The organism is Paenibacillus sp. FSL k6-2145 (assembly GCF_037976585.1).
In the GTDB taxonomy this organism is placed as follows: domain Bacteria; phylum Bacillota; class Bacilli; order Paenibacillales; family Paenibacillaceae; genus Paenibacillus.
The window spans coordinates 1,963,746-1,989,532 of the sequence record NZ_CP150267.1 but is presented as its reverse complement, the minus strand read 5'-3'; the positions used below and the strand labels follow the sequence as shown (position 1 = coordinate 1,989,532).

Sequence of the window (25,787 nt, the reverse complement as noted above, 5' to 3'; positions counted from 1 at the left end):
ATAAAGAAGGTAGCCTGCCTGGTTTTCTTAACCGGGCTCAGGTTACCTCTTTTAGTATTGTCATCAGAAATGAAAAGATATCGATTCATGATATCCCTAAGGATCTTGGTTTGCTGGAGATGGTGATCCGGATAGTGGTATAATTTTCAATACGTAATCATGAGTGAATGAACGGGGAGGAAAAGAGAATGAGAGACGATCTGTTGGTTCAATTGCAAGAGTGGCATGAAGAAGATGAATTTCAGGAAATTGTAGATGCAATTCAAGCAATTCCTGTGGAAGAAAGAGATTATGAGCTGGTTAACCATTTGGGACGAGCGCTAAATAACCTGGAACAGTATGAAGAAGCGGTTGAACAATTCCTGACGGTTGCTAAAGAGGGCACAGGTGACCCACTCTGGCATTATCGGATTGGACTGGCTTATTATTATCTGGAGCAATATGCGCATGCGCTACAGGCGTTTGAAAGAGCGGATGAATTGGACCCTGGGGATGAAGATACGCTGGAGTTTCTGGAATGGATTCGAAGCAAAACAGCAGAGGAATCCGTAGAGAAGCTCGTGAATACCGTCCCATCTGTCTCTGAAATCTCAACCGCACCTGTTAGTGTTGGCCATCTGGAACCAACGGGTTTTTGGAATGACAGTGCTGAAGCCGTGGAGCAATATGTGATGGCCCCGCCTACCGATGAACAGGTCGAGTCAGTGGAGGAGCAGTTGGTGTTCAAGCTGCCAACATCCTATATTAACATGATGAAATTACATAATGGTGGTGTTCCCCACTATCGGTATTTTCCAGTTAGCCAAGCAGAGGCTGCCAAGAAGGTCCGCGTTGAGATCGCGGCAATACTGGGTATTGGACGGGAGAAGGCACACTCGTTAGGTGGTGAAGCGGGCAGCCGGTTTATCATCGAGCAGGAGGGTTACCCCGAAATCGGTGTTGTTGTATGTGAATGCTCTTCCGATTCGGAGGTGGTGATGCTGGATTATCGTGAATCCGGCAATGCAGGTGAGCCCGAGGTTGTTCATGTGGATAAAAATGAAAACTACAAGATCACTTGGCTTGCGCCGAATTTTGAAACCTTTATCCAAGGTCTGTTGAATGAGGACAATCAACCTGCAAACCTTCAAGGTTCACTGTAAATAAGGGTTGAGCTTCCCTTCATACGAAACGTTGCAAAGGCTGCATTCGTCATGACGGATGCAGTTTTTTTGCTGGTTAGTTATGCGAAGTAAGCCGAATTATCACCCAACAACGGGTTTTTACTACTGTGTTAGCTTTAATTATAAATCCAAAATATGGATATAGTAACAGACTCGTTGCATAAAGGAAGTGACTCTGATAATATTTAGATGTGTAATAGTTAGACGTCTAAATATTATAAGTCTAAATAGATTGGTTTCTTCAGGAAAGAGGCTTAAGCAGCATGTTAAGCATGAATGACAATACGTTAGGAGCGATCTACATGGGAAAATTAGATAATAAAGTAGCCATTATAACTGGCGGAGCTTCGGGAATCGGGGAGGGCATGGTTGATCTTTTTGCGCAGGAAGGCGCCATCGTCATTGCAGCAGACATTAATGAGGAAGCACTGGAGAGAGCCAGCCAAAAAGAGAATGTGTACGGAATGAAGTTGAATGTATCTTCGGATGAAGGTTGGCAGGCACTGGCGAAAGTAGTGAATGAACGTTTTGGAAAAATTGACATTCTGGTCAACAATGCAGGCATTTCTTCGGAAAAGCCATTTGAGGAAATCAATGCACAGGATTGGGAGAAAATGCTCTCCATTAATGGCTTTGGCCCATTCGCTGGCATGAAACATGTCACTCCTTATATGGCAGCCCAGAAGAAAGGTTCCATCGTTAACATCTCTTCATACACCGCTTTGATTGGACAAGGATTTAACCATTACTCGGCATCCAAAGGCGCGGTACGAGCATTATCCAAAGCTGCTGCGACCACCTTCGGACGTCAAGGTATTCGGGTGAATGCTCTTTTTCCTGGGATCATCGAAACACCAATGACCCAATCCTTGAACACATCCAAGGAACTGCTTGAACGATTAATTCAGGCAACGCCTTTGCAGCGTCTGGGCCAAGCAAGCGATATTGCCAAAGCGGCATTGTTCCTGGCATCGGATGATTCTTCGTACATTACAGGATCTGAACTGGTGATCGATGGTGGCTACTCAGCCCAATAGCGTGTAAAATGATGACAGCCCTTAAGATGAATGAGGGCTGTTGTTTATTTTTTCGAGGAGGATCTAATGGAAGAACAGAACATTTTTGAGCTTATACACAACATGGATAATTTCACCAATAAATTGATCATACAATGGAACAAATCATTTAATGAGGACCTTGGTGTCTCTCATGTGCTTGTACTCAGCCATCTCCATCAAAATGGAAAAAGCCGACCTTCGGATATTGCAAAAATTTTAGGGTTCACTCCGCCTACACTCAGTTATTTATCTGACAAGATGGTAGCCAAGGAATTAGTCGTCAGAATGGTAGATGAAGCGGACCGTCGCATTGTTTATTTGAACATTACGGATAAAGGGGCTGAAGTCCTCGGAAGAGCAATATTGGAGGGCCAGAAGCTGCGCAAGAATTTATTCCAGAAATTAAACGAAGAGGATCGAGCGCAATTAGTCCATATTTTTGAGAAGATGAATCGGGAAGATTGAGCAATAGCCTGGAAGGGAGACAGAAGGTGATATGGAGGAACCGTTCAAAGTATATAACACCGCAGTTGAAGCTTTTCTTGAAGTAATTGGGGGAAAGTGGAAGCCTGTTATTCTATTCCATCTTACCTTTGGCAAAAAACGTAATGGTGAGCTGATGAAACTGATCCCTGCGATCACCCAGAAAGTGTTGACTCAGCAACTTGGTGAACTAACGGAGGCGGGGATCATTGTCCGAATTTCCCATCACCAGGTCCCGCCTAAAGTGGAGTATGAGTTAACAGAGTACGGGGGGAGTCTTAAAGAGATTCTTCATCTGATGTGTAGGTGGGGCGATATACACGTGGAGAATGTTTATGGTGATCGAGGAAAAATTCTGTTTAAGCCGCCAACTACTACTAACGTTGAGTGAATTATATAAGCCGATTCTGGAATTCAGGAATCGGCTTATTATGCATTTTATTTACTTTACGGAAGGATCTTACGATCACGTAGATTTCTGAAAATATCCATAAACATAGCCTCAGTGTCAATGAATTCATGAAATCCGAAGCGGCGAGCTTTGGAACCATCTGCGAAGAAATCGTAATCCCACGAGAAGACAAAGTCACCAAATGCCCAGGAAGAGACATCATCATAAGGGGTGTTTACCAAACCATACTTTTCAATCATGGACTTCCAAAGATCTTCTTTATCTGCCATCACTGTTGTAAGTGAGAGGGGGAGTGGAGGTGCGGTTTCCAATTCGAAAAATGCAGCGATTCTGGGCCATAGTTCATTCCAGCGAAACAGATCGCCATTGGTGATATTGAATGCCTGATTGGCACAGCGAGGTTCGGTTGCTGCCCATACGGTTGCATGAGCCAGCAATGTCGCATCAGTCATTTCAAGAAGCGAATGATACGCTCCTGGTTTCCCAGGGAATCGAAGTGGCAAGCCAAGTTCCTTGGAGATAGACGCATACACGCCAATAACCATGGCAAGGTTCATTGGATTACCCAGAGCGAATCCACATACAACAGAAGGGCGCAGGGCTGACCAGGTCCAGCTGCTTCCGGGTTGCCGATCCTCCAGAAACTGTTGCTGATCGACATTGAATTCAGGGGGCATATGATATGCGTCTGTTTCTTTGGCAGGAGTTTTGAATGGCCCCAGATGTGCACCGTACACTTTATAACCTTGCATTAGGCTAATATGTTGGAGATTTGGAGCGATCGGTTCGATGGTATTCACCACATTGACGAGCATGGCCAAGTTGGGCTGTACCAATTCGGCCCAGGTTGGGCGATCCTGATACGCGGCGTAGAAAATATGCGTAACGGTCGTTAAAAGACTCAGTTTGTCTTGTGTGTCTGCTTCGTTCAGTAAATCAGCTGATATATAACGTAACCCAGGGGCATCTTCTCCTCCGCGGCGAGATACACCAATGACATTCCACTCGGGAAGTGTCACCAGATAATCAATAAGGTTTCTTCCAATGACGCCTCCAGCACCAATGACAAGTGCAGTGTAACGGGTAACGGATTGTTCGGGTTTCAATGGACATGCTCCTCTCTTCTTCTGTTCATATTGTGGGTCAGAAAAAGAAGGATGAGAAGTACGCACTTCAAAGTCATATACGTACTTTGAAGTAATATATGAGCCTGGTACAGGATATGAGCGTTATAATTGCACTTCAATGGATGTTACTTGCCTATAACCACAAGAAGCTGTAAAAGGAACAATCGTCCTTTCACAGCTTAGATGTGTCTGTATATTCGTTCAATAGATCTGTTGTAAATATGGTTTACGCCGGGTATCCGCCACCTGGAGGCGGCCATGCGCCGTAGAAGCGACGCAGCAGAACAATCTCACCCAGATGGTACGAGTTATGGGATGCGATATTGCGCAAAAGTCCTGCTTTGGTTTCACCCGGGAAATAGAGCAGTGGATCATCTAATTGTGCATTTTCGGCAATGGCTACGGCTTGATCAACCCCATCCAAGAATGCCTGAATATCTGCCTTCCACGTGGCTTCGTCCTGTGGACCCTTCTCCTCAGGCCAGCTCTCACTCACGTTAGCAGGGAGCTGTGGTTTGCGTCCTTCCAAGTGATCGAGCATGAATTGCTGCCAATAATGCATGTGCTTCACCAACTGATAAATTGTATATGGCATGGCATCGTGCGTACGAGCAGCAAGTGTGACATCGATATCGGGCAGAGCACGGGCGATGCGGATATGACCGCGTTCCCCGACTAATGATTTGACAAGGGCTTGCCCAAAGCTTTGATTAACATCTGACATATGGTACCTTCCTCTCTTCCAAGACCGGATCTGATAACCTGTCTTCTATTAAGTATTATACAATTAAATTGCTACAAATTGAAAATAGGAAACAAGAACCTAAATACTTAAAATGCCTATGATATAATAGTGAAAATAAATCTCAAGACCTCAGGGTCGAGGAGGAAGCTCCTGTGAAAGTGATATTGGTTGACGACGAACGTCTAGCGTTGATAGGCCTTCAAAAATCACTAGAAAAAGAAGTAAGCGGCATTGAAATTATCGCTACATATATGAATCCAACAGAGGCTGTGGCAGGTATTGTGGAACACCGTCCTGATGTTGTATTTCTGGATATTCATATGCCGGAGATGGATGGTATGGATCTGGGAAGACAGATTCAGGCTGCAACACCGGGCATCGAAATTATATTTGTGACCAGTTACGATCAATATGCGGTGCATGCTTTCGAACTACAGGCTTTGGACTATGTGATGAAGCCCATCCAAAAGGATCGATTGAAGCAGACGGTGAGCCGCGTAAGAGAGAAACTGAGCGTAAAACGGGAGCAGCGGTCAAAGGATACAAACGTACCTTTAATTTGCTGTTTTAATCAGATTCAGTTTAAGCTTCCAGGAAAGGATACCCAGGTTGCCAAATGGCGTACAAGCAAGGCGCAGGAACTGTTTGCATACTTGCTTCACCACCGGAACCAGGTCATCCATCGCAGTGTTCTGCTGGAGCTTCTGTGGCCGGGAATGGAAGAGAAGAAGACGGCACACCAACTCTACACTGCGATTTATCATGTCCGCCAAACCCTGAAAACTTGCAATATGGATATGATCACGATTCAGAGTGGACACCTGGAGGCAGGCTATCGACTCGAATTGGGTGAGGCTCAGTTGGATAGTGAGCAGTGGGAACGGGAAATCAGGCAATGGAAAGCCGTAGACGAAAGTACCGTTCATGCCTATGAGCAAGTGCTTCATCTATATAAGGGTACCTATCTTGGCAATTATGAATACATGTGGGCTGAACCTGAGCGGGAAAGATTACGCTATCTGTGGCTGTATCATATGAGACAACTAAGTCTGTATTACCAGCAGCATGGGCTGGCGGAGAAAGTGATCGAGAGTACACAACGTATCCAGCATATGCTTCCGGATGAAGAAGAAAGTTATTTTATGCTAATGAAGTTATATGATGAAATGCACAACGATCTCGGTGTGGAGGAGCAGTATCGTCTCTTAACCACCAGAATGGAGCAAGATTTGGAGATCCCGATCAGTGAGGACATTACCGAATGGTATCAGGACTGGAAGCTCGGTTTAACCAAAGTCATGAAAAAATAATTAATGAAATTACTTCAAACGAAACGTGTGGACCGTTACAAATATTTGTTCATTATGCTAATCATTTTTGGAGTGTTAATTGGCATGCGCTCGGTATGGTCTGAGCTATTCCACACAGTAGATGAGCATCGCGCCGTTAACGGGGTGCTGGATTTAAGGGGCGTGGATCTGGATCAATCTCCAGTCATGTACTTGAATGGGGAATGGGAACTTTATCCGGATGAGTTGCTGACCCAACAAGATATTGTGAAGAGGAATGGCGGTGCCAAGAGTGTTCAGGTCCCTGGGGACTGGGGGAGTGCACAGAATCAGGAACAAGAGAGTTCGTACGGTTACGGAACATATCGATTGCGCATTTTGACAGATCCGCTTCAGACGCCGGTAACCTTCTGGTTCAAGGGAATCCGAAGTTCATCCGAGGTTGAGATGAATGGAGACGCGGACGGGGGCATGGGTGAGGTCTCCACGGATAGCAGTACATATATACCCAGAAGCACTTCATATACAGCGACCTACGATCAGGAAGGAACAACCTCCATTGAATTATTGGTCCGTGTAGCCAATTACGACAGCCCGTATATGGGCGGAATTAGCAAACCTGTTCGCTTTGGTTCACAGGCAGCTGTTGATTTTTCGCGTTGGTATTCCATTGGTTTTCAGATGCTCACCTTTCTGGTTATGCTCCTCCACGGCATGTATGCCTGTATTCTTTACGCATTTAATCGACAGGAACGTTCCTTGCTGGTTGGAGCCGTATTAACTTTAGCTGTTGGCATCACGGTTACGATGGGTCATGACAATATATTGATGTTATGGCTTCCAATTAATTATACCTGGGGCATTAAAATTCGATTGATCTCATTGTTGCTGCAAAATGCTTGTATCCTTCTGTTATTCCAGAGATTAACGATGGTTCATGTACGAAAGGCATGGCTACAGTGGCATGTTGTCATGACCTTGATCTATACGGCCGTGATTGTGGTGGTGCCCATTCATATTACATATGCCATGATCCATTACAACGTCATTAACCTATTCTTTCTTGTATCCATGATCTGGTTTCTATACATCGTCGGAACGATGATCTTCAGGAAACAGGCGGACCGGGACATTGTGTTTCTGCTACTTACTGCAGGAGGCATTACATCCAACCTGATATGGAGTGTGGCCGAGACAGCTAAAGATGTGACAACAGTCTACTATCCCATTGATATTATCTTTGCGATTACGGGCTTCTCCGCCTATTGGTTCAAGAAATACTTCAGGAATGTCAGGGAGAATATGAAGCTGAATACAGAGCTGCAGAAGGGCGACAAAATTAAAGATCAGTTCTTGGCGAATACATCACATGAACTGCGGACCCCGCTGCACGGGATCATTAACATCGCTCATAACGTCATCACCCGAGAGAAAAACCGGTTGGATGAACGGAGCCTGGAGGATATGGAGTTGCTGATTACGATCGGTCGACGGATGTCACATCTTCTTGGTGATCTACTGGATGTAGTTCGGCTGAAGGAGCACCGCATTGAGTTACGTCAGGGGCCTCTTTCCATACAGTCGGTTGTGCCTGGCGTTATCGCCATGCTGCAGTTCATGGCAGAACGAAAACCAGTCCACCTTCATATGGAGATTCCGGAATCGTTCCCTCAGGTCATGGCTGATGAAGAAAGGCTTGTTCAGATTTTGTATAATCTGCTGCATAACGCGCTTAAACATACAGAGGAAGGAACGATATCCGTAAGTGCCGAAATTCGTGAAGGACATGCTCTGATTCATGTGACGGATACGGGCATTGGCATGGATGAGGATACACGGATGCGTATTTTCCTCCCGTATGAACAAGGGTCATATGGAATCAGTGATGGACAAGGCATCGGGCTTGGACTGAACATCTGCAAAGAGCTCGTAGAACTGCACGGCGGGGCACTTACGGTTCACTCGGAACTCGGAAAGGGCTCGGTATTCAGCTTCAATCTGCCGCTTGCGAATGAAACCACCCATCAGGCTCAGTCACAACTTCCCCTGATATGGGAACAGGCCGCGGAGATGATGGAAGATGCACCTAGCGGATTCCTGTTACCCCGCTCAGGTATGGGGGACGCGGAAGCCTTGGCGACAGCAGAGATGGCTCCGTTGTTAAAAGAGGGGAGAGCTACCATTCTGGCTGTGGATGATGATCCGGTGAATCTGGATGTGCTGGTCAGCATCCTTTCTACTGAACCATATGATATAACTACAGCAGGTTCGGGTCAGGAAGCGATGGAATTGCTCGGCACACGTCAGTGGGATCTGCTCATTACAGATGTGATGATGCCCAATATGTCCGGATACGAGTTAACCCTGAAGGTGAGGGAACAATTCTCAATGTCTGAGCTTCCTGTGCTGCTGTTGACGGCACGAAGTCAGCCGCCAGATATCTACACGGGGTTTGCATCGGGGGCCAATGATTATGTCACGAAGCCTGTAGATGCGGTGGAACTGAAATATCGGATACGTGCATTGACCATGCTAAATCAGTCTATCCAAGAGCGCCTGCGCATGGAGGCCGCTTATTTACAGGCTCAGATTCAGCCTCACTTCCTGTTTAATACGTTGAATTCACTTATGGTTTTAAGTGATATTGATACAGAGCATATGCGGAAGCTTGGTGAAGCTTTTTCATCTTATTTACGGATCAGCTTCAACTATCTCAATACAGGGGAACTGGTGAAATTATCATACGAGCTGGAACTCGTTGAAGCCTATCTTTTTATTGAAAAAACACGATTTGAAGATCGATTGTCGGTGGTATTAAACGTAGAGCCGGACCTTCCTTTGCTTCTCCCGCCGCTATCAATTCAGCCTTTAATTGAAAATGCCGTCAGACACGGTCTATTAAGCCGCAATGTAGGCGGTACGTTATGCCTATCCATCACTCGTCATGAGGGTTATACCCGTATTGAGGTGAAGGATAATGGCAAAGGTATGGAACCGGAGAAGGTTGCAGAACTGCTACATGCTACGCCAGGTGGAAAAGGCGGAATAGGTATTGTGAATACAAACCGCAGATTGATGCAACGGTATGGTCAGGGATTATCGATCGTAAGTGAGCCGGGTGAGGGAACGATGGTGTCATTTGATATTCCGGATGAGATATAAGGAAAAGGCCGCAGAAGTGAAGACTTCCGGCCTTTTTGTTCTGCTTGCGTGTTCATTCCCTAATTTTAATTATTTCTAATGCTTCTTTCATATGTTAGTATATTTAACATTAGAAGCGCGGGTTCCGGCATTGGGCGCTAAACGTTGTTATAGTGGGTGAAGAGATCGATGCGCAATTGGGTCAAAAATGAGAATGTGCAGATGACGGCCATTGCCTTTGCCACAGCGGTAGGGGCGCAATTCAAGATAAATCCGTTCCGGGAAGATTACTTCCGAATCGGGCTGGGGGTTAGCATCCTTTTATTTCTGCTGATGATCATGCCACACTTGTCTTATGTGAAGACAGGAATCCTAACAGGCATCGCGAATTTGCTGTTTCAGTCAGCAGATCTCATCAATCATGTACAGACCGTGTCCATTCTGGAAAGCATGCGGGACAATCTGGGAGCAGGTGTGTATTATGTGGTCTTTGCCTATGGGCTTAGCAAGTTCAAGCATCGATTCCATGAGATGCAGCCTCTTCTACTCGGCGGGTTAATTACATGTATCGATTTCTCCTCTAATCTTGTTGAGTTGCTTTTTCGCGGAATGTTAAGCGGGACCAATATCTTTTATATGAAGGAATGGTTGTATCTGCTTGTGGTGGGCGGTCTGCGAAGTTATTTTGTGATTGGGCTTTACAACAGTTTTGCGGTGAGGCAGATGCGGCTTTTGCATGCAGAGCAGGAGAAGCGGATGGAGCAGATGTTGAGTGTAAACTCAGGTCTGTATGGCGAGGTTTTTTACTTGAAGAAAGCAATGAATACAATCGAAGGCATTACGGCAGACAGCTACGACCTATATCGAGATCTCCGAGAGCAGGAGATGAACCAATACAGTCAGCGAACACTGGGTATTGCTCAGCAGATTCATGAAGTGAAGAAGGATTCACAACGCATTCTCGCGGGGCTGCTGAAATTGTATGATAACGAAAAAGCGGTCAACATGAGCTTGTCCGAAGTGCTGAACTTTGCCAGCAAAGCAAACCGAAAATATAGTGAGATGCTGCATAAGCAGGTAGAGATCGACATCGAGCAACAGTATGATTGTGAGTCTCCGTATTACATTCCTCTTCTAACGGTAATGAACAACCTGATTGCCAATGCGGTAGAGGCGATTGAGCATGATGGGACGGTCCGAATTCGTGTGTATGAGCAGGACGATGACGTGCATTTGGTCGTGATGGATACTGGGAAAGGTATACCTGAAGCCAAACGGGATGTGATCTTCGAACCGGGCTATACAACGAAATTCAATGAAGTTGGCATTGCTGCAACAGGCATTGGCCTGTCTCATGTACGTGATATCGTTCAGTCATTGGCGGGACAGATTAAGGTTGAATCTGCGCCTCCGGGAGCTAGAGGGACTACATTTGCTATAGCGATTCCCAAAATGAATCTAATCAAGGGGGGCGATGTCGATGACACTTTCTATCATAATCGTGGATGATGATGTGGTAAGCCGGAGCATGCTGCATGATATCATCGAATCCTGTGGAATCGGCGAGCTTGCAGGCATGGCAGAGGGCGGTATAGAAGGGGCACGCATGATTATGGATCTGCGTCCCGACGTGGTGCTGATTGATCTGCTGATGCCGGATCAGGACGGAATTGAGACGGTGGCGAAGCTGAAGCATAGCGGATATACCGGGAAATTTATCATGATCTCTCAGGTGGAGAATAAAGAGATGGTAGGTGCGGCCTACCAGAACGGAATTGAATTTTTCATTCATAAACCGATTAATCGGGTGGAAGTGGAGCATGTGCTCAGCAAAGTGAATGACCAGTGGAAGTATGAGCGTTACGTGCTGGAGATCAAGCAGTCGATGGCCCGATTGAATCTGGTGGAAGCGCCGGCCCCTGCCCAAGGCCGGACGGTGCGAGATGCGGCAAGAAGCATTCTGATGGATCTGGGGATCATCGGAGAAAGTGGTAGCAAGGACATCATTGCGCTCATGGAGTATGCGATTGACCAGAAGCAGGTCGCGGAGTGGCCGCCACTGAAGGAGTCGTATGAAGCGGTGGCCCAGACGTACAAGTCTACGCCCAAAGACGTGGAGAAAGAGTGCAAGGCGATGGAACAACGTATTCGCAGAACGGTGATTGCCGCACTGACAAACATGGCCTCGATTGGACTCACCGATTATAGCAACCACAAGTTTGAACATTATGCTCCCCTCTACTTCGACTTCCAGGATGTTCGAATGAAGATGAGAGCGATGGAAGAAGATCAGGCAGGCGACAAAGGCAAGGTTAATATCAAAAAGTTCCTGCATGTGTTCTATATGGAGACGATTGAAAAGATGAATAACTGAATAACTAAATAGTAACTGAGATATTCTTTCTCTTATCCAAAAGCCGGATTCCCGAAGGTAACACCTTCACGGATTCTCGGCTTTTTTTGTTTATCACTTTCTTTGTTGTTATATAACCTTACATATAATATTGAAAACAGATCTTTTAATAGCGTTTTTCACGCTTTTATCTACTTAAAAACAACGCATGTGAATTTAATTATCATAAATTGTGATTATTTTATGTAGGATCATGTAAGTTGGCGTAGGGAGCGAACTACAATACGTGTATAAATACAAATGGTCGATTCGGTCGATCCCAATCTAATTCGGAAAAGGGGTTTTTCTATGAAAAAGGTAGCATCCATTGTAATGGCGTCCGTTCTTGCTCTAACACTTAGTGCCTGCGGTGCAGCAAAGTCCGGTGAAGAGAGCAATGCACAATCGGCAAATGGTTCAGCTGTTGAGAAATACACATTTGGTACCGATGCAACGTATCCCCCTTTTGAGTTCCAGAAGGACGGCAAATATGTAGGGATCGATATTGACCTTATGAACGCGATTGCGGAAGAAGAGGGCTTTGAAGTAGAGATCAAACCGATGGATTTCAAAGGTATTATTCCAGCCATTACGGCGAATCAGTTGGACGGAGCCATTGCAGGCATTAGCATTACGGACGAACGTAAAAAAGTCGTGGATTTCTCGGACCCGTATTATCAGGCCGGTCTGTCCCTAATCGTACATGAAGATAACGCGGACATCCAAAGTCCTGAAGATTTAAAAGGAAAAATTATTGCGATTAAAAAAGGAACCTCAGGTGCCAATCTCGCAGATGAATATGCGAAAACCTATGGGGCAACCGTGAAATATTTTGATGACAGCCCATCGATGTATCAGGAAGTCGCGAACAAAAACGCAGATGCTACGCTGGAGGATTTCCCTGTCATCTCCTATAAGATTGCCATTGATCCGAACGCCAAACTCAAAATCGTTGGAGACCGATTGAACGGTGACTTCTATGGTATTGCTGTCGCCAAAGGTGATGCGGAGTTGCAGAAGAAGATTAATGATGGACTGAAGAAATTGCAGGAAAACGGAAAGTACGACGAGATTGTTGGCAAGTATCTGGGAACAACGGCTAAATAGAAGGGAATGTGGTACGGATGGACTCCTCCTTACAAGTCATAATAGACGCACTGCCTCTTCTGTTAGAGGGTACAGTCGTTACGTTAAAACTAGTCGTGATCTCGCTCATCATTGCGATGGTGATCGGTTTGATCTCAGGTCTGATGAGCACTTCTTTGAATCGAATGTTGCGGCTGGTAGCCACACTTTACGTGGATATTATCCGTGGCACACCCCTTCTGGTGCAGGTATATTTCATCTACTTCGGTCTGCCTGTGTTCCTAGATATGCGCATTCCGGCGATGACCGCAGGCATTATTGCGATTAGTCTGAATGCCGGAGCGTACATCTCGGAGATCTTCCGGGCAGGGATTAATTCCATTAGCAACGGGCAGCATGAGGCGGCGCGATCCCTGGGCTTAAGTCGTTTTCAGACGATGCGACTGGTCGTGTTGCCTCAAGCAACCCGGCGCATGATCCCTACCTTTGTGAACCAGTTCATTATTACGATTAAGGATACCTCGCTGCTATCCGCGATCGGTATCGCAGAATTAACGCAGAGCGGGGAGATTATTATTTCCTCCAACTTCCGGGCATTCGAAATCTGGGGTGTGGTGGGCATATTCTATCTGATCATTATTGTTCTATTGTCCCGGGCTTCCCGGTTCATTGAGAGGAGGTATGCGATCCGATGATTACCGTACAGAACCTGAAAAAGCAGTTTGGTGCCAATGAGGTATTGAAGGACATCTCCACAACGATTCAGGAGAAAGAAGTTGTATGCGTCATCGGGCCTTCCGGGTCTGGTAAAAGTACGTTTTTGCGCTGTCTCAATCTGCTGGAGGGTGTGACGTCTGGCAAGGTGACGATTGGTGGTATTGAGGTCACTTCACCCAAGACGGATATCGATCAGTTACGAACCAATGTGGGCATGGTGTTTCAACAGTTCAACCTTTTCCCGCATCTGACCGTGCTGGAGAATATCATGCTCGCGCCGAAGCATATCAAGAAACTGCATAAGGCCGAGAATGAGAAAAAATCAATGGAACTGCTCAGCAAGGTCGGGCTATCGCAGAAGCGGGATGCTTATCCTGAGCAGTTGTCAGGTGGACAACAACAGCGTGTGGCCATTGCTCGTGCACTTGCCATGAACCCAAGTGTGATGTTGTTCGATGAACCTACGTCTGCACTGGACCCGGAGATGGTTGGAGAAGTGCTGCAAGTCATGAAAGACCTCGCTCACGAGGGGATTACCATGATTGTTGTTACGCATGAGATGGGCTTTGCCCGTGAGGTGGCGGATCGGGTGATCTTTATGGATGGCGGATATATTGTAGAAGAAGGCACGCCAGAAGAGCTCTTTCAGAATACCCAGCATGAGCGGACCAAGGCGTTTCTGGGTAAGGTTTTATAGTCTTTCGAAAAGATAACCCCTTATGGCAGGCCGTGCACTAAAGACATCAGGTATGATGGACTTAGGTCGGGAAGCTGAAGGGGTTATTATTTTAATCCAGAATGACTTCTTTATCTGGTTGTTCAAGAAATTCGAACATGATTTTAATTTGTTCCAGCGTATTTCTTTCCAATGATAATTCAGGTAAAGCGTCGATAGCAAAAAAATCAACTGCGCTGGTTTCTACACCTGTTTCCGCATGCCCTCCCACAATGTCACAGCGGATAAACATCTTATATACGTGATAAGGCTCAGGTGGGTGTCCATGGAATTTTTTGTCCAATACTGCTAACAACCGCATCGGCACAACATCAAAACCGGATTCTTCTTTAATTTCTTTCACAGCTACTTCTGATGGTGATAGGCCGATGTCACTCCATCCCCCTGGTAATGCCCATGCCCCATCTATCTTCTCTCGAACCAAAAGTACTTTGTTTTTCCTGAAAACAACACCACGAATATCGACTTTAGGCGTCGCGTATCCTGAATCACTTGCAAATGTAAGTGATATTTTCTCTTTGTTAACAGAAGTATAGTTGCTTAAGATATCAATACTAATGCGTCTCAATTCCTCGTATCGCTCGATATCATAAACATCCTTGGCATAGGTTAAACCTGTTTGTGAGATAGCTTGAATCTGTTTTGCCCATTCTAGCCACTTTGTGTCCATGGACTCCTCTTTTCTTCGCAAGTCACGAGATTTAGTTTAGTTAGGAAATAACCCCATTATATCATATGAATTACAGTCTATAATTATTGCTTTTTATTATAGAATTGCGAGATATTATAAAGAAACGATGTTCAAAGGAGAAAGTGATATGATCATAACTATTGATCAACAGGGCAATTCCAAGGTCGCCATTATTGAAAGTAATGGCATCGTCATCAACAATGCTCAAGATGCACTGGATTTGATGGTTTCGGTAAGGTATACCGATGATGCTGACAAGCTCATTATCGACAAAACGAACATCACCGAAGAGTTCTTCGAACTGAAAACCAAGCTTGCAGGGGAGATTTTGCAGAAATACGTGAACTATCATGTTAAGCTTGCTATTGTGGGAGATTTCGAAGGACATACCAGCAAGAGCCTGAGAGATTTCATCTATGAGTGCAACAATGGCAAGCATTTTTTCTTTTTGAAAAACAAAGAGGAAGCGCTTCAAAAGTTGCATAATATCAGTTAAGTGCATATCCGAAGCATGTAGAGAGCCTGCTTATAATCTGAGTCAAACGTAGGAGGTTTGCATGGTGATAGCTAATGAGAGTTTAAAGGTAACTGCTCTGCCCGATGTTCATAATCTCAAAGTGCATGGCAGAACAACTGGAGAGCTGGCGCCGTTGACGTTATTTTGGACGGGAAGTGCAGTTGAACTTAATGTACAGGGCTCCGAACTATGGGTTGAGTTGGAGTCGCAGTATGACATGTATGAGTCATGGATCAGCATTCTGATCAACGGTGTTCCGGTGAGCAGACAGATGTTAGTGGCGGGAAGATACTGGGTCTGTGTATTTCGGGGTATGAACGCGGATGTGGTGAAGAATGTTCGGATCGTTAAGGATGTTCAAGCGATGAGTGGTGACCCGGGTTGTTCCTTGCAGATTCATGCGGTGAAATCCGATGGAGCGTTCCTGCCTGTGCGGGAAAAACCGTACAAAATCGAGTTCATCGGTGACAGCATTACATCTGGCGAAGGTGCGATTGGGGCAAAAGCGGAAGAAGATTGGATTCCGATGTGGTTTAGTGCCATACATAATTATACGTATATGACAGCAGAGGCATTGAATGCAGAATACCGGGTCATCTCGCAAAGTGGCTGGGGTGTGCTGACAAGTTGGGATAACAACCCGAAGGGGAACATCCCTGATTATTACGAGCAGGTCTGTGGCCTGCTTGCCGGAGAACGTAACAAAGCGCTCGGCGCAGGAGAAATGCATGATTTTGGTTCGTGGCAACCGGATGTGGTGGTTGTGAACCTGGGCAGCAATGATGGGGGTGCATTTCAGTCACCTGAGTGGAAAGATCCCGACACTGGCAAGGTGTACAAGCAGCGGATGAACGAGGACGGAACGTATCATGAAGAGGATCTGGCCGCTTTTGAGAAAGCGGTGGAACAGTTCCTGTTCAAACTTCGGAAAAACAATCCGGCGGCACATCTCGTATGGGCTTATGGCATGCTTGGTTTTCCCATGATGCCTGCCATCTACCGTGCGGTTGATGCGTATACAAAGGGGACAGGAGATCGCAAGGTTACGATTATCCAGCTTCCCGATACAACCGAAGAGACGGTGGGGGCGCGCACCCATCCAGGCGAGTTATCTCATCGTAGGACGGCAGAGGTGTTAGCCGAATATGTACGAGGAATGCTAGGATAGCTTCAAATATGGTAATAGAAAGACCACTCTTTCATGAACGGTACCCCACAATTCTTAGATGTGTCTCACGGTATGGGGTCCCTTCATGATAAGAATGGTCTTTTTCCTTTTCTATATAAGTTGAACAAAGATTATTTACACTGACACTACGATGACAGAACAACCTTCCAATCGCTGTTATCCCCAGATTTTTTTCATTCCCTTTTTTAAAGGAGAAAATCCGGGGATAAAGGCGAACGCTTCGCTTTTTCAGGTTATTTCTGTCCTCTCCGTTATCATGTAAATGATTAGTTCAACTTATATACATTATCTAGACATTCGGTGGTGTGTCCGCTGTGCCGCTGTTCTGTACCTCATAACGAATCGAGATGATCTGTCCGAGCGTCTGGGTTCGGACCATTTTGAATTGAATTGGTACTGAGCCTGTCGGGAATAAGGGGATGCCTTCACCAAGAATTTTGGGAATGATGGCGACTTCAATCTCATCCAGTAATTTTTTGGCTAACACAGCTTGAACCAATATGCCGCCACCCACAATCCACACGTCTCCATCAGAAGTTTGTTTTAACTGGGGAATGAGTGTATCTACCTCCTCGGTTGTAAACTGTACATGCGGAGCGGGCGGCTGTTCCGAGCGAGAAAGCACATATGTTGGCCGATCCGCATAGGGGAAATCTTCGGAAAGTGTGAGCACCTCTTCATACGTATAACGTCCCATAACAACGCTACCGATCGTTTCATAAAAGGCAGCATATCCGTTATCTCCTCCGTCACCCTCCACATCAAATAACCAATCTACTGAACCGTCTAGCCTTGCAATATATCCATCCAAACTCATGGCAATGTACAAAATGGTTTTGTTATTCTTCATGTTCATCGCTCCCTCCTACAATGTATGATACACTTTAACTATGACAAAAGTTGACGTAGTTAGGATGTTGAATAAATGAATCATCGGAAACTGGCTATCATGCGCCTGATGGATTCCAGACAGAAGTTCACTGCCCGGGAACTGGCAGAACGGTTCGACGTATCGGTTCGTACCATTCAGCGTGACCTGGATGCATTGCAGGCGCTTGGTTTTCCTTTGTACACAGAAGTTGGCGTGAACGGCGGATACCGGGTGTTGCCCAATCGGATTTTGCCACCTCTCCAACTCACACAACAGGAGGCATTAGGGCTGTTTATGATGCTGGAATATCTACAGCAAGTCCCGGATTTTCCATATGGATCAATGCGTGGACATCTGGCTGAACAGTATTTCTCTACTTTGCCTGAGGATGTACAGGATCTGATTATGCGAATGAGAGAGCATATCACCTTTGTCCAGCACCCCGGTGGGCATGCCGAGCTTTTAACAACCGAGATATTGGGTGCAGCGGTAGAAAAGAGAGAAATCGAATTTATGTATCATGCCCGCAGTGGTCGTAAAAAAGTCCAAGTCTTTCCCTATGGCATCTACTATGAGCAGGGACATTGGTACATGCCAGCTCGAAATAAGGACCGGGTATTGTTGTATCGGGTGGATCGCATGCAGCAGTTGGCTGTTATGGAATCCGTAGATGAATCTATTCCGAGTCTGAAGACATGGCTAGATACCAAAGAAGACAGAGCAAGCGTAGAAGTGGTACTGCAATTCACGGAATTTGGAGCAAGGATTGCCGCTTCAGATGTGCTGTTCAAGTCGGTTGAAGGCAATGAGTGGCGCGGACTGGTTCCGCCCGAGGAGTTCTCTTTTACAGCGCGAAAATTACTTTCCTATGGGCCGGAAGTGAAGGTGGTGTCTCCGCTCGAACTGCAACAGCAGGTTATAGGGATGCTGGAACGGAGTTTAAGCCAGTATGGTGGGGGATAAAAGATTTCAAACGCTGGATATTAGGGTATCAAGGAAGAGATAGGAAAGGTGTGTGGACAAATGAGCGAAGTTTGGACTAAAGAAATGATCCCGACTGTATCCGATAAAGTAGTGATTGTGACAGGTTCGAACGGTGGTTTAGGGTATGAAACGGCATTAGCATTAGCTGAAAAAGGCGCAAAAGTTATCCTTGCAGTTCGTAATCTGGAAAAAGGTGAAAAAGCAGCTAATAAAATAAAGTCGTCTGTGCATTTAACTGGAGAGGTAATCGTTATGCAGCTCGACCTTAGCGATTTAGCTAGTATCCGTGAGTTCGCAGCCGCTTTTCTTGAGCAATACGATTCTTTGTCCATTCTCGTTAATAATGCAGGAATTATGAACCCTCCATTCCAGTTGACGAAAGATGGCTTTGAATTACAGTTTGGTAGTAATCATCTAGGCCATTTTGCGCTTACGGGTCTACTATTGCCTCGATTGATCTCTACTCCGAAATCGAGAGTAGTCACTGTAAGTAGTATGGCAGCTCATAATGGTGTAATTGATTTTAATAATTTAGATGGCTCCAAAGGATATAATCCCATGAAGTTCTACAGTCAAAGTAAGCTAGCCAATCTGATGTTTGCGAAAGAGCTGCAGAATAAATTTAATTCCGCCCATATTGATTCCATGAGTATCGCCGCTCATCCAGGAATTTCGCATACCAATCTATTTTCCTTCGGTTCGGGGAAACAGACCAATATATTCATGCGCAGTCTTTTGAAAATCATTAGTCAACCGGCACATATGGGGGCATTACCTACCTTATATGCTGCAGCAGATCCGACGATCACGGGAGGGGAGTATATTGCTCCCAGTGGTATGGGCGGCACGAAGGGCTATCCCAAGAGCGCTAAGATCATCGAAAAATTATATGATGCTAACATTTCAAACAAGCTATGGAGCGTTTCAGAAGAATTAACTGGGGTTTATTACAAATTTGACGACTAGATTTTTCCATTAAAAATAGTTATCCTTATTATGGTATGGACAGTTAAAAGTTCTTTTAGCACGAATAAGATTTACTGATTGGGGGGCTACCATGATTCGATTCATAAGAAGTTTCACGATCCGCTCTATGCAGAGTCCATGCGATGAACAACGGCGGTTGTTTGTATAGAGCGTGAAATCCATTTCCGCCATATCACTATAGTGCATATCCGATGTGTTCGTCGTACGACTCTGCTACCTTAAAGATTTTAACTTTTAAGGAGTGGAGCAACGTGAAATATATTAATGCAGACACGATCTTCCCGGAAGAATTGATCAGAGAAATACAGCGTCATATCCCCGGTGGATTGATCTATATTCCGAGGCCCAAGGATGCCCATAAGAAGTGGGGAGAGAACTCGGGTGGCAGAAGGATTGTCCAGGAGCGGAACGACGAGATTCGCCAGCTTTTTGCTGCTGGAACAACTATCGATCAGCTTGCGGACCATTACTGTTTATCCATCGATAGCATCAAGAAAATTGTGTATTGCAAAAAGGCATGAAACTATAGAAGCCATGTTCGAACAATCGGATGTGGCTTTTTCCTGTAAGGATAAAAAATGGTTATTAAAGGTTTTTTACATATAAGAGGTTGTTAACTACGCGTACAATTCATTTGACGGTACAAGGTTATGGGGTGAGAGTTCTTGAAAATAACTCCTTAAATCATCTGGTAAGGTTGGTGAATATGAATAATATGAGTATAGAAGTGAAATTAACGAATAAGGACGAGGCGTATGTGATTAAAAATATGTACCCGCTATACCTTCATGATCTATCCGGACATTATGGTCTGGGTGGAGAGCATACCCCGAACGAACATGGCATTTTTGAGCCAAGTCCTGATTATACAACGTTACAGGATCAGTATGATGTGCAGAATATTTGGTGGGAAAAACCGGAGTGTCTTTATCCGTTCCTCATGATTGTGGATGGCATACCGGCAGGATTTGCGTTCGTAGCCACGCCACCTTATTGCTCACAAGGAATAGATTTCTTCGTACATGAATTCTTTCTGATGCAGCCATTTCGAGGTGTAGGCGTTGCTGAACACGCGGCATCAACGATCTTCGGCATGTTTAGAGGAAACTGGGAGTTGTTCACCAATCCATCGGAGAAAAATAAGATTGGCCAATCTTTCTGGCGGAAAACAGTGAATCATTATACCAAAGGTAACTATCGGGAAATGTACGGGCATACGTCCGATGGTTATAAATTGATTTTTCAATTCTCCAATATATAAAGGAGGGGTCGTCTCCCTTAGAGGAAAACGATCTCTTTCTCCTTTGCCTTTTATAGATTGCCGTTGAGATAGTGATACTCAGAATTCAATTCAAAACCAACACTGCGGTACAGATTCAAAGCACGTTTGTTCTCGGTAACAACGGATAAGCGAATATCTGTGTAACTTTGTTTCCTTAGGAGATCAACCAGGATGCTAAGCGCAGTGCGCCCCAGTTTCTGTCCCTGATAAGCAGGCAAGATACAGAAGTTATGAATAAATGCGGTTGTTGCATTAATGGAGTTGACCCGCAACAGCCCAACAGGCTGTTGATCCTGCCAGGCAATATAGGTGACTCGGCTGGGTTCATTTGTTTGCATAAAGTAATTGCGTGTCCAGTCCTCCGAATCTCCAAAAGCTTGGGATGAGCAAGTGACCATAAACTCCATATCCTCCGCTTCTGCCACGGCCAACGTTAGTTCAGGTGGCTCCACAACCGAAAGGACCTCATTCACAAGTTGCATCGAGTACTCGGCACGATCATAAATGGCTCCAAGGGATTGGGCAGTAAGAACACCCGGAGATAAACCCTGAGGAACGCGATAACTGAGTTGGTTGATTCCCTGTGGTTTCATGTCCAGGGTGGCCCTTTTCAGTAGGCTGCTGAACACACCTTGGCGACGATAATGCGGATGTACGATGGCGTTAATATTTCCGGTTACGACGTCAGAAGCATACTAACTGAGGAGTCCTGCCAATTCACCGTCGCGATAACAGAGGAGTGCATGGTCTCCGTCTTTTTTACTGATATGGTCAAGGTCTGCTTTCAGATGAATGGAATCGAGCTGTCTACATTGTTGTTCGAGTAAAATAATTGCTTCAATCTGTTCCTTGGAGTTATAGACCATGAAAACGACTTGATAAGTTGACATAGCTTTCACACCTTCAATGTTGAAGGAAACACGCAGTTATTGGACCCGCAGGCGCTATCCTTCGAGAGTTGGTCCAGTTGTAATTTTGATCATCATTATTATCTCCTCCAAATCACTTCCCGATGACTATAACACAATCTATGATGAAGATGACACCGAATGGATGTAATTCACTGGGTGTCTGTTCAGATGCGCCCAATAACTGGACATTATATCCTATTGAAGGGATAATTGAGAGTAATACTGACGAGAAAGGGAGGGATTAACCATGCGCAAGTTGGCATCTGTGATGGGGATACTATTTCTTTCCGCCGCCATGTTAATGGGATGTACATCATCTGAACCAGCGGAAAGCACGGAACCCGTCACTCCACCAGCAACGGAACAGCCAAGTGATACGGGGGACCAGAAGGCGACGGCGGAGGAGCAGCAACAAGCGCTCGAAATGTCGCTGGATTATAAGACAACAGAACTCACTGTGGATGGCAAGGACTATGATGATACATTAGAGATGGATGGGTTATTGGCCAAAGGAGAGACGATGAAGCCGTTCCTGACCTCCAGGAATTATGAGGCTTACATGGCTAATCGATATATTGTCTTGCCTCTTCAGGTTGCACACATCGAACAAGCAAAACTGCATCCTGAAAATATACAAACCAAGATCAAAGATAACAAGAGCGACTGGATTTTGGTGGAATACACGCTTGATCTGAAATTTACAGACAAGAACGGCAAGGAGTTCAAGTCCATTCCGTTATCGGGGGATATCACCTTTTTGCAAGATCAGGGAGAATGGCGCATTCAGGATGATACGTACAACAGGGATGCATTCGCAGACATCATCAATAGTTCTCTATAGTTCATGAAGTGTCTGTGATTCCGGCACATTATGCACACCCCACTTGCATATCTCCTCCAGAATGGGCATTAGACTCTTGCCTCGAGGGGTTAAGGAATACTCCACTTTGGGCGGAGTCTGATCATACTCCACTCGTTTTATCACACCTTCACGTTCCAAATCGTTCAGTTGAGAGGTTAACACCTTGTACGTAATCCCGGGGACACGTCTTTTGAGTTCGCCGTAGCGTGTGACCCCATGGAAGGCAAGTTGATACATGATCTTCATCTTCCACTTCCCGCCGATAATGGATAGGGTGTAGTCGAATGGAGTTAGTTTTTCCATTGGGATTGTGCTCGGATTATCCATCACGAATAAGCTCCTTTATGCAGGTACGCACTTCAAAGTGCGTACTTTTTTTGTGGTGAACAAGTGTATATTCTTATACCAACTATATGTTTCCCATGGGGCTTTGTAAACCGAAGGAGCTTCTGTTGGGATGGGGAAAAGGAGCGAATGTAATTGGCAAAAAACAATGTATTTGAGTATGCAGCAGATGATATCACCATCGATGAAATGTATAAATTAATGATTGGTTCCGTGGTGCCACGGCCTATTGCCTGGGTTTCTACGAGAAGCAAGGACGGTGTTCTTAATCTGGCGCCCTTTAGTTTTTTTACCGTTGCTTCGCGCAACCCACCAACCCTGCTCATATCCATTGGACCCGGTGTAGGTGAGAGGCGAGGCACCGTGAAGGATACACTACTCAATATTCGAGAGACGGGGGAATTTGTCATCAATATGGTCCCGGCTTCGTTGGTGGAGTCGATGCAGCAATCATCTGCTGATGTGGCATCGGAAGAAGATGAATTTGAACTGGCAGGCGTTACTCCGAAAGCGGGCATACGTGTAGATGTACCTTCCGTGCTCGAATCTCCGATTGCTTTTGAACTTACACTGGATCGGATTATTGCGGTGGGTACAGATCATCTGGTTCTTGGAAAAGTAGAGCACGTACGGGTGGATGCAGAGGCATATGCCGGTCATTATAAAATAGCGATAGAGAGCTGGCAGCCATTAGCCAGTCTGGCTGGCGATTACGCTCTAATGAAACCTGCATTTTCAGTCTGAGATGGGGTTACGTAATCTATATCTGACATGGTGGTGCAGAAAGAACCGCTTCTTCAGTTGTGACTCCTGAATAAGCGGCCTTTCCCCAAGATTTAAATTATAGATGTAGGTGGCTAATCCTCATCTCCAATTCATTGGTTTAGAAATTGGTTCGCCCAAACGTGGCATCACTCTTCACCGTTGAGCTGCTGGATGCATTGATGGCATCGAGTTGTAACACGTAGTCATAATGCCGGATGTAATATCCGGGCTGACTGTACGATTGAAGGGATACTTTGGTGCTGTCAGCCCAACCAGGGCTGCTTAGGAACGTAGCATCTCCTTTATAGGCAGCGGTGTCGGCGTAGGCTTCAAGTACAATTTTGTTGCTGGCATTACGCTTCAGAAAGTAGCCTGGGAAGTTAATGGACTCCAGTGAAATTCCTGTGGAGCTGGCAAGACCCGGTACGACGCGGAACTGTGAATCCAGAACAGGGGAGACGTTGGCATCCATGCGAGCGGTGTAATTGGCATGGCGGATGTATTGATCCGGATAGTTGTGTGAACTGAACCGGCTGTAACCTGTGGCTTCCGGTGTTGCAGGGCCCAACATTTTGACCTCGTGCAGAGTTGGGGTATACCAGTTCCCCGGATTATTCCACAAGACGGCGTTCACCATATTAATCCGCACAAAACGGGCTGTGAAATGTACAGCATCCGTGGTGAAACCATAGGTAAGATTGTTGGTGCGATCCAAGGTAGAGTAATTGACACCATCGTTGCTAATCTCGATTTTGTATTTGTAGTATCCTTCGGAACCTTTATACATAAACCAGGAGGTGTCGATCTCGGTGATCGTCTTTGGTGCGCCAAAGTCCACCTGCCACCAAGCAGGCCAGCTATTGGAGGAAGCCACCCATGAAGTCTGGTAGTTGCCATCATTAACGTTGGATGCAGACGAGCCGGAGGCTGTGGAGATGGCGGTAGCTGCTTTGCCCTGTGCATGATTGACTAGAGCAGGAGGTGTTACCACTCCTGTTGCTGCATCGATATTCCACGTTGTATACCACTCCAATGATGCTGTTCCGTTCGAATCATTCAAGGTTAGCGGCAGCCAGATATGCTTGTGCTCTCCGAGGTTCATCGGATTCCAGCGATCCCCCATGTAGATGTAGGATGTGGTGTTGCTGCCTGTAATCGTGGCAATATCATGAATCTGCGAACCAAAGGCAGATGGATTGCCATATGGCGTAAGCGCAGTCCATGGACCCGTCATGGAAGTGGCTGTAGCGTAAGCACCCTGATTCGGATACCAGCCAGCCGCTTGGGAGGTGAAGAGGTAGTAACGGTTTCCTTTTTTCACAACGGCAGGCGCTTCACGATAGGCGTTCTCAAACAGCCAGCCCTCGAAGGATTGTATTCCGGTGTAACTTGCATTCATTTTAAAAATAGCCATCGTATCATTGGCACCGCCATTTTTGCGTGAAGCAGTAACCAGATAACCTGTGCCATCTGTATCAACAAAGACGGTCATGTCACGGGATTCATAATTCAGCGGGCGGAAACTGCCCTCATAGGTGAATTTGCCATTCGGGGTATTACTTGTTGCGACCGCTACACGCCCGAGGTTGTAGTCCGTACCGTTCTCATAGTGTGCCCAGAGCACATACTGGTTGGTAGAGGCGTTATAGATGACTTTGGGACGTTCGATCTTGCTGGAGGCCAGCTCGGTTGCGGAATCTTTCGTCAGAATGGCATTGCTGAAAGTCCAGTTCTTCAGATCGGTGGAGGTGTAGACGTTCACGCTGTCGAACTTGCCGCCCACCGCATGTTCACCGTACAGATAATACGTCGAGCCTACCTGCAGAATGTCGCCGCTGTTCGCATGGATGGGGTTGCCTGCGGTGTCGAGCCAATCGGTGCCATTGGTTATCGTGACACTTGCTGCGCTTGTTCGTTCAGGATGAAGTCCAAACAGGGTGAACGTGAGTGCAAAGACCAGAAACCAGACGGCTTTCCTGTTACCCATTACATACACCTCCCGAAAGATATCAGATAAAATGTAGCGCTTTCATT

At 45.8% G+C, this 25,787-nt stretch carries 27 protein-coding genes; 19 read left to right on the top strand and 8 right to left on the bottom strand.

All coding sequences use genetic code 11. The features are described from left to right. The first annotated feature begins 188 nt into the window (after window positions 1–188). From NZ043_RS08750 to NZ043_RS08735, 4 genes are all read left to right on the top strand, one after another. Window positions 189–1,142 carry an SMI1/KNR4 family protein gene (locus tag NZ043_RS08750; RefSeq protein WP_339311497.1) on the top strand — a complete coding sequence of 318 codons (954 nt, stop codon included), beginning with the start codon at window positions 189–191 and terminating at the stop codon, window positions 1,140–1,142. A gap of 323 nt (window positions 1,143–1,465) precedes the next feature. Then, window positions 1,466–2,200 carry an SDR family oxidoreductase gene (locus NZ043_RS08745; protein WP_339311496.1) on the top strand — a complete coding sequence of 245 codons (735 nt, stop codon included), beginning with the start codon at window positions 1,466–1,468 and terminating at the stop codon, window positions 2,198–2,200. 66 nt (window positions 2,201–2,266) lie between these two features. Further along, on the top strand, window positions 2,267–2,686 hold the full coding sequence (locus NZ043_RS08740) for a MarR family transcriptional regulator (RefSeq protein ID WP_091035402.1): 420 nt from the start codon (window positions 2,267–2,269) through the stop codon (window positions 2,684–2,686). 31 nt (window positions 2,687–2,717) lie between these two features. Next, the gene (locus tag NZ043_RS08735; RefSeq protein WP_133386354.1) at window positions 2,718–3,095 is read left to right on the top strand and encodes a helix-turn-helix domain-containing protein; all 378 of its coding nucleotides are present in this window, start codon (window positions 2,718–2,720) and stop codon (window positions 3,093–3,095) included. A gap of 56 nt (window positions 3,096–3,151) precedes the next feature. On the opposite strand, the gene NZ043_RS08730 is transcribed toward NZ043_RS08735, so the two are convergent. Further along, a complete protein-coding gene (locus NZ043_RS08730; RefSeq protein ID WP_339311493.1) occupies window positions 3,152–4,222 on the bottom strand; it encodes an SDR family oxidoreductase in 1,071 nt (356 codons plus the stop codon). A gap of 247 nt (window positions 4,223–4,469) precedes the next feature. Further along, the gene (locus NZ043_RS08725) at window positions 4,470–4,967 is read right to left on the bottom strand and encodes a DinB family protein (RefSeq protein ID WP_091035410.1); all 498 of its coding nucleotides are present in this window, start codon (window positions 4,965–4,967) and stop codon (window positions 4,470–4,472) included. A gap of 173 nt (window positions 4,968–5,140) precedes the next feature. Here NZ043_RS08725 and NZ043_RS08720 point away from each other — a divergent pair, with 173 nt between their 5' ends. The 7 genes from NZ043_RS08720 (at window position 5,141) to NZ043_RS08690 (ending at window position 14,310) form a co-directional block, all read left to right on the top strand. After that, window positions 5,141–6,298 carry a response regulator gene (locus NZ043_RS08720; RefSeq protein WP_339311489.1) on the top strand — a complete coding sequence of 386 codons (1,158 nt, stop codon included), beginning with the start codon at window positions 5,141–5,143 and terminating at the stop codon, window positions 6,296–6,298. 3 nt (window positions 6,299–6,301) lie between these two features. Further along, entirely contained in the window at window positions 6,302–9,439 is a 3,138-nt protein-coding gene (locus tag NZ043_RS08715) for an ATP-binding protein (RefSeq protein ID WP_339311487.1), read from the top strand. A gap of 168 nt (window positions 9,440–9,607) precedes the next feature. Next, on the top strand, window positions 9,608–10,927 hold the full coding sequence (locus NZ043_RS08710) for an ATP-binding protein (RefSeq protein WP_339311485.1): 1,320 nt from the start codon (window positions 9,608–9,610) through the stop codon (window positions 10,925–10,927). Beyond that, on the top strand, window positions 10,899–11,792 hold the full coding sequence (locus NZ043_RS08705; protein WP_339311483.1) for a response regulator: 894 nt from the start codon (window positions 10,899–10,901) through the stop codon (window positions 11,790–11,792). The genes NZ043_RS08710 and NZ043_RS08705 overlap by 29 nt, the downstream gene beginning before the upstream one ends. A 327-nt stretch (window positions 11,793–12,119) precedes the next feature. Next, window positions 12,120–12,917: a transporter substrate-binding domain-containing protein gene (locus tag NZ043_RS08700; RefSeq protein ID WP_339311481.1), complete on the top strand. Its 798-nt coding sequence runs from the start codon at window positions 12,120–12,122 to the stop codon at window positions 12,915–12,917. 17 nt (window positions 12,918–12,934) lie between these two features. Then, on the top strand, window positions 12,935–13,591 hold the full coding sequence (locus NZ043_RS08695; RefSeq protein WP_339311480.1) for an amino acid ABC transporter permease: 657 nt from the start codon (window positions 12,935–12,937) through the stop codon (window positions 13,589–13,591). Continuing rightward, on the top strand, window positions 13,588–14,310 hold the full coding sequence (locus tag NZ043_RS08690) for an amino acid ABC transporter ATP-binding protein (RefSeq protein ID WP_339311478.1): 723 nt from the start codon (window positions 13,588–13,590) through the stop codon (window positions 14,308–14,310). Before NZ043_RS08695 ends, NZ043_RS08690 begins: the two co-directional genes overlap by 4 nt. A 91-nt stretch (window positions 14,311–14,401) precedes the next feature. Here the strand turns inward: NZ043_RS08690 and NZ043_RS08685 are convergent, their stop codons facing one another. Further along, the gene (locus tag NZ043_RS08685; RefSeq protein WP_091035430.1) at window positions 14,402–15,019 is read right to left on the bottom strand and encodes an NUDIX hydrolase; all 618 of its coding nucleotides are present in this window, start codon (window positions 15,017–15,019) and stop codon (window positions 14,402–14,404) included. Between the two features lie 148 nt (window positions 15,020–15,167). Between NZ043_RS08685 and NZ043_RS08680 the strand changes: the two genes are divergently transcribed. Both NZ043_RS08680 and NZ043_RS08675 read left to right on the top strand, forming a co-directional pair. Next, window positions 15,168–15,536 (top strand): DUF4180 domain-containing protein, encoded by a 369-nt coding sequence (locus tag NZ043_RS08680; protein ID WP_339311476.1) that lies wholly within the window; start codon window positions 15,168–15,170, stop codon window positions 15,534–15,536. 61 nt (window positions 15,537–15,597) lie between these two features. Then, window positions 15,598–16,725, top strand: a complete 1,128-nt coding sequence (locus NZ043_RS08675) for an SGNH/GDSL hydrolase family protein (protein ID WP_339311474.1) — start codon at window positions 15,598–15,600, stop codon at window positions 16,723–16,725. Window positions 16,726–17,035: 310 nt separating this feature from the next. On the opposite strand, the gene NZ043_RS08670 is transcribed toward NZ043_RS08675, so the two are convergent. Further along, window positions 17,036–17,602 (bottom strand): dihydrofolate reductase family protein, encoded by a 567-nt coding sequence (locus NZ043_RS08670; protein WP_339311472.1) that lies wholly within the window; start codon window positions 17,600–17,602, stop codon window positions 17,036–17,038. Between the two features lie 69 nt (window positions 17,603–17,671). Between NZ043_RS08670 and NZ043_RS08665 the strand changes: the two genes are divergently transcribed. The 4 genes from NZ043_RS08665 to NZ043_RS08650 all read left to right on the top strand — a co-directional run bounded on the left by NZ043_RS08665 (window position 17,672) and on the right by NZ043_RS08650 (window position 20,849). After that, window positions 17,672–18,580: a YafY family protein gene (locus NZ043_RS08665; protein WP_249913108.1), complete on the top strand. Its 909-nt coding sequence runs from the start codon at window positions 17,672–17,674 to the stop codon at window positions 18,578–18,580. Window positions 18,581–18,640: 60 nt separating this feature from the next. Beyond that, window positions 18,641–19,567 carry an oxidoreductase gene (locus NZ043_RS08660; protein WP_339311469.1) on the top strand — a complete coding sequence of 309 codons (927 nt, stop codon included), beginning with the start codon at window positions 18,641–18,643 and terminating at the stop codon, window positions 19,565–19,567. Between the two features lie 272 nt (window positions 19,568–19,839). After that, window positions 19,840–20,109, top strand: coding sequence for a CD3324 family protein (locus NZ043_RS08655; RefSeq protein ID WP_091035445.1), 270 nt, complete (start codon window positions 19,840–19,842; stop codon window positions 20,107–20,109). Between the two features lie 185 nt (window positions 20,110–20,294). Continuing rightward, entirely contained in the window at window positions 20,295–20,849 is a 555-nt protein-coding gene (locus NZ043_RS08650; RefSeq protein ID WP_339311466.1) for a hypothetical protein, read from the top strand. A 50-nt stretch (window positions 20,850–20,899) separates the two neighbouring features. On the opposite strand, the gene NZ043_RS08645 is transcribed toward NZ043_RS08650, so the two are convergent. Both NZ043_RS08645 and NZ043_RS08640 read right to left on the bottom strand, forming a co-directional pair. After that, window positions 20,900–21,463, bottom strand: coding sequence for a GNAT family N-acetyltransferase (locus NZ043_RS08645; RefSeq protein ID WP_339311465.1), 564 nt, complete (start codon window positions 21,461–21,463; stop codon window positions 20,900–20,902). Between the two features lie 102 nt (window positions 21,464–21,565). After that, window positions 21,566–21,760 (bottom strand): hypothetical protein, encoded by a 195-nt coding sequence (locus NZ043_RS08640; RefSeq protein WP_339311464.1) that lies wholly within the window; start codon window positions 21,758–21,760, stop codon window positions 21,566–21,568. A gap of 268 nt (window positions 21,761–22,028) precedes the next feature. Between NZ043_RS08640 and NZ043_RS08635 the strand changes: the two genes are divergently transcribed. Further along, window positions 22,029–22,622 carry a hypothetical protein gene (locus NZ043_RS08635; RefSeq protein WP_339311462.1) on the top strand — a complete coding sequence of 198 codons (594 nt, stop codon included), beginning with the start codon at window positions 22,029–22,031 and terminating at the stop codon, window positions 22,620–22,622. On the opposite strand, the gene NZ043_RS08630 is transcribed toward NZ043_RS08635, so the two are convergent. After that, complete coding sequence (locus NZ043_RS08630; protein ID WP_339311460.1) at window positions 22,617–22,970, bottom strand: helix-turn-helix domain-containing protein; 354 nt, start codon at window positions 22,968–22,970, stop codon at window positions 22,617–22,619. The genes NZ043_RS08635 and NZ043_RS08630 overlap by 6 nt on opposite strands. Window positions 22,971–23,123: 153 nt before the next feature. On the opposite strand from NZ043_RS08630, the gene NZ043_RS08625 reads away from it, so the two are divergent. Next, window positions 23,124–23,732, top strand: a complete 609-nt coding sequence (locus NZ043_RS08625; RefSeq protein WP_240768210.1) for a flavin reductase family protein — start codon at window positions 23,124–23,126, stop codon at window positions 23,730–23,732. A 139-nt stretch (window positions 23,733–23,871) separates the two neighbouring features. Here the strand turns inward: NZ043_RS08625 and NZ043_RS08620 are convergent, their stop codons facing one another. After that, entirely contained in the window at window positions 23,872–25,740 is a 1,869-nt protein-coding gene (locus tag NZ043_RS08620; RefSeq protein WP_339311458.1) for an AbfB domain-containing protein, read from the bottom strand. Between the last annotated feature and the right edge of the window lie 47 nt (window positions 25,741–25,787).

Excerpts from the sequence above, each read along its gene's own strand:
- NZ043_RS08710 (WP_339311485.1), top strand. The coding sequence starts at position 9,608 with ATGCGCAATTGGGTCAAAAATGAGAATGTGCAGATGACGGCCATTGCC.
- NZ043_RS08675 (WP_339311474.1), top strand. The coding sequence starts at position 15,598 with ATGGTGATAGCTAATGAGAGTTTAAAGGTAACTGCTCTGCCCGATGTT.
- NZ043_RS08735 (WP_133386354.1), top strand. The coding sequence starts at position 2,718 with ATGGAGGAACCGTTCAAAGTATATAACACCGCAGTTGAAGCTTTTCTT.
- NZ043_RS08745 (WP_339311496.1), top strand. The coding sequence starts at position 1,466 with ATGGGAAAATTAGATAATAAAGTAGCCATTATAACTGGCGGAGCTTCG.
- NZ043_RS08650 (WP_339311466.1), top strand. The coding sequence starts at position 20,295 with ATGAATAATATGAGTATAGAAGTGAAATTAACGAATAAGGACGAGGCG.
- NZ043_RS08705 (WP_339311483.1), top strand. The coding sequence starts at position 10,899 with ATGACACTTTCTATCATAATCGTGGATGATGATGTGGTAAGCCGGAGC.
- NZ043_RS08640 (WP_339311464.1), bottom strand. The coding sequence starts at position 21,760 with ATGTCAACTTATCAAGTCGTTTTCATGGTCTATAACTCCAAGGAACAG.
- NZ043_RS08665 (WP_249913108.1), top strand. The coding sequence starts at position 17,672 with ATGAATCATCGGAAACTGGCTATCATGCGCCTGATGGATTCCAGACAG.
- NZ043_RS08635 (WP_339311462.1), top strand. The coding sequence starts at position 22,029 with ATGCGCAAGTTGGCATCTGTGATGGGGATACTATTTCTTTCCGCCGCC.
- NZ043_RS08715 (WP_339311487.1), top strand. The coding sequence starts at position 6,302 with ATGAAATTACTTCAAACGAAACGTGTGGACCGTTACAAATATTTGTTC.
- NZ043_RS08695 (WP_339311480.1), top strand. The coding sequence starts at position 12,935 with ATGGACTCCTCCTTACAAGTCATAATAGACGCACTGCCTCTTCTGTTA.
- NZ043_RS08685 (WP_091035430.1), bottom strand. The coding sequence starts at position 15,019 with ATGGACACAAAGTGGCTAGAATGGGCAAAACAGATTCAAGCTATCTCA.
- NZ043_RS08645 (WP_339311465.1), bottom strand. The coding sequence starts at position 21,463 with ATGAAACCACAGGGAATCAACCAACTCAGTTATCGCGTTCCTCAGGGT.
- NZ043_RS08630 (WP_339311460.1), bottom strand. The coding sequence starts at position 22,970 with ATGGATAATCCGAGCACAATCCCAATGGAAAAACTAACTCCATTCGAC.
- NZ043_RS08700 (WP_339311481.1), top strand. The coding sequence starts at position 12,120 with ATGAAAAAGGTAGCATCCATTGTAATGGCGTCCGTTCTTGCTCTAACA.
- NZ043_RS08690 (WP_339311478.1), top strand. The coding sequence starts at position 13,588 with ATGATTACCGTACAGAACCTGAAAAAGCAGTTTGGTGCCAATGAGGTA.
- NZ043_RS08620 (WP_339311458.1), bottom strand. The coding sequence starts at position 25,740 with ATGGGTAACAGGAAAGCCGTCTGGTTTCTGGTCTTTGCACTCACGTTC.
- NZ043_RS08750 (WP_339311497.1), top strand. The coding sequence starts at position 189 with ATGAGAGACGATCTGTTGGTTCAATTGCAAGAGTGGCATGAAGAAGAT.
- NZ043_RS08660 (WP_339311469.1), top strand. The coding sequence starts at position 18,641 with ATGAGCGAAGTTTGGACTAAAGAAATGATCCCGACTGTATCCGATAAA.
- NZ043_RS08725 (WP_091035410.1), bottom strand. The coding sequence starts at position 4,967 with ATGTCAGATGTTAATCAAAGCTTTGGGCAAGCCCTTGTCAAATCATTA.
- NZ043_RS08740 (WP_091035402.1), top strand. The coding sequence starts at position 2,267 with ATGGAAGAACAGAACATTTTTGAGCTTATACACAACATGGATAATTTC.
- NZ043_RS08680 (WP_339311476.1), top strand. The coding sequence starts at position 15,168 with ATGATCATAACTATTGATCAACAGGGCAATTCCAAGGTCGCCATTATT.
- NZ043_RS08670 (WP_339311472.1), bottom strand. The coding sequence starts at position 17,602 with ATGAACATGAAGAATAACAAAACCATTTTGTACATTGCCATGAGTTTG.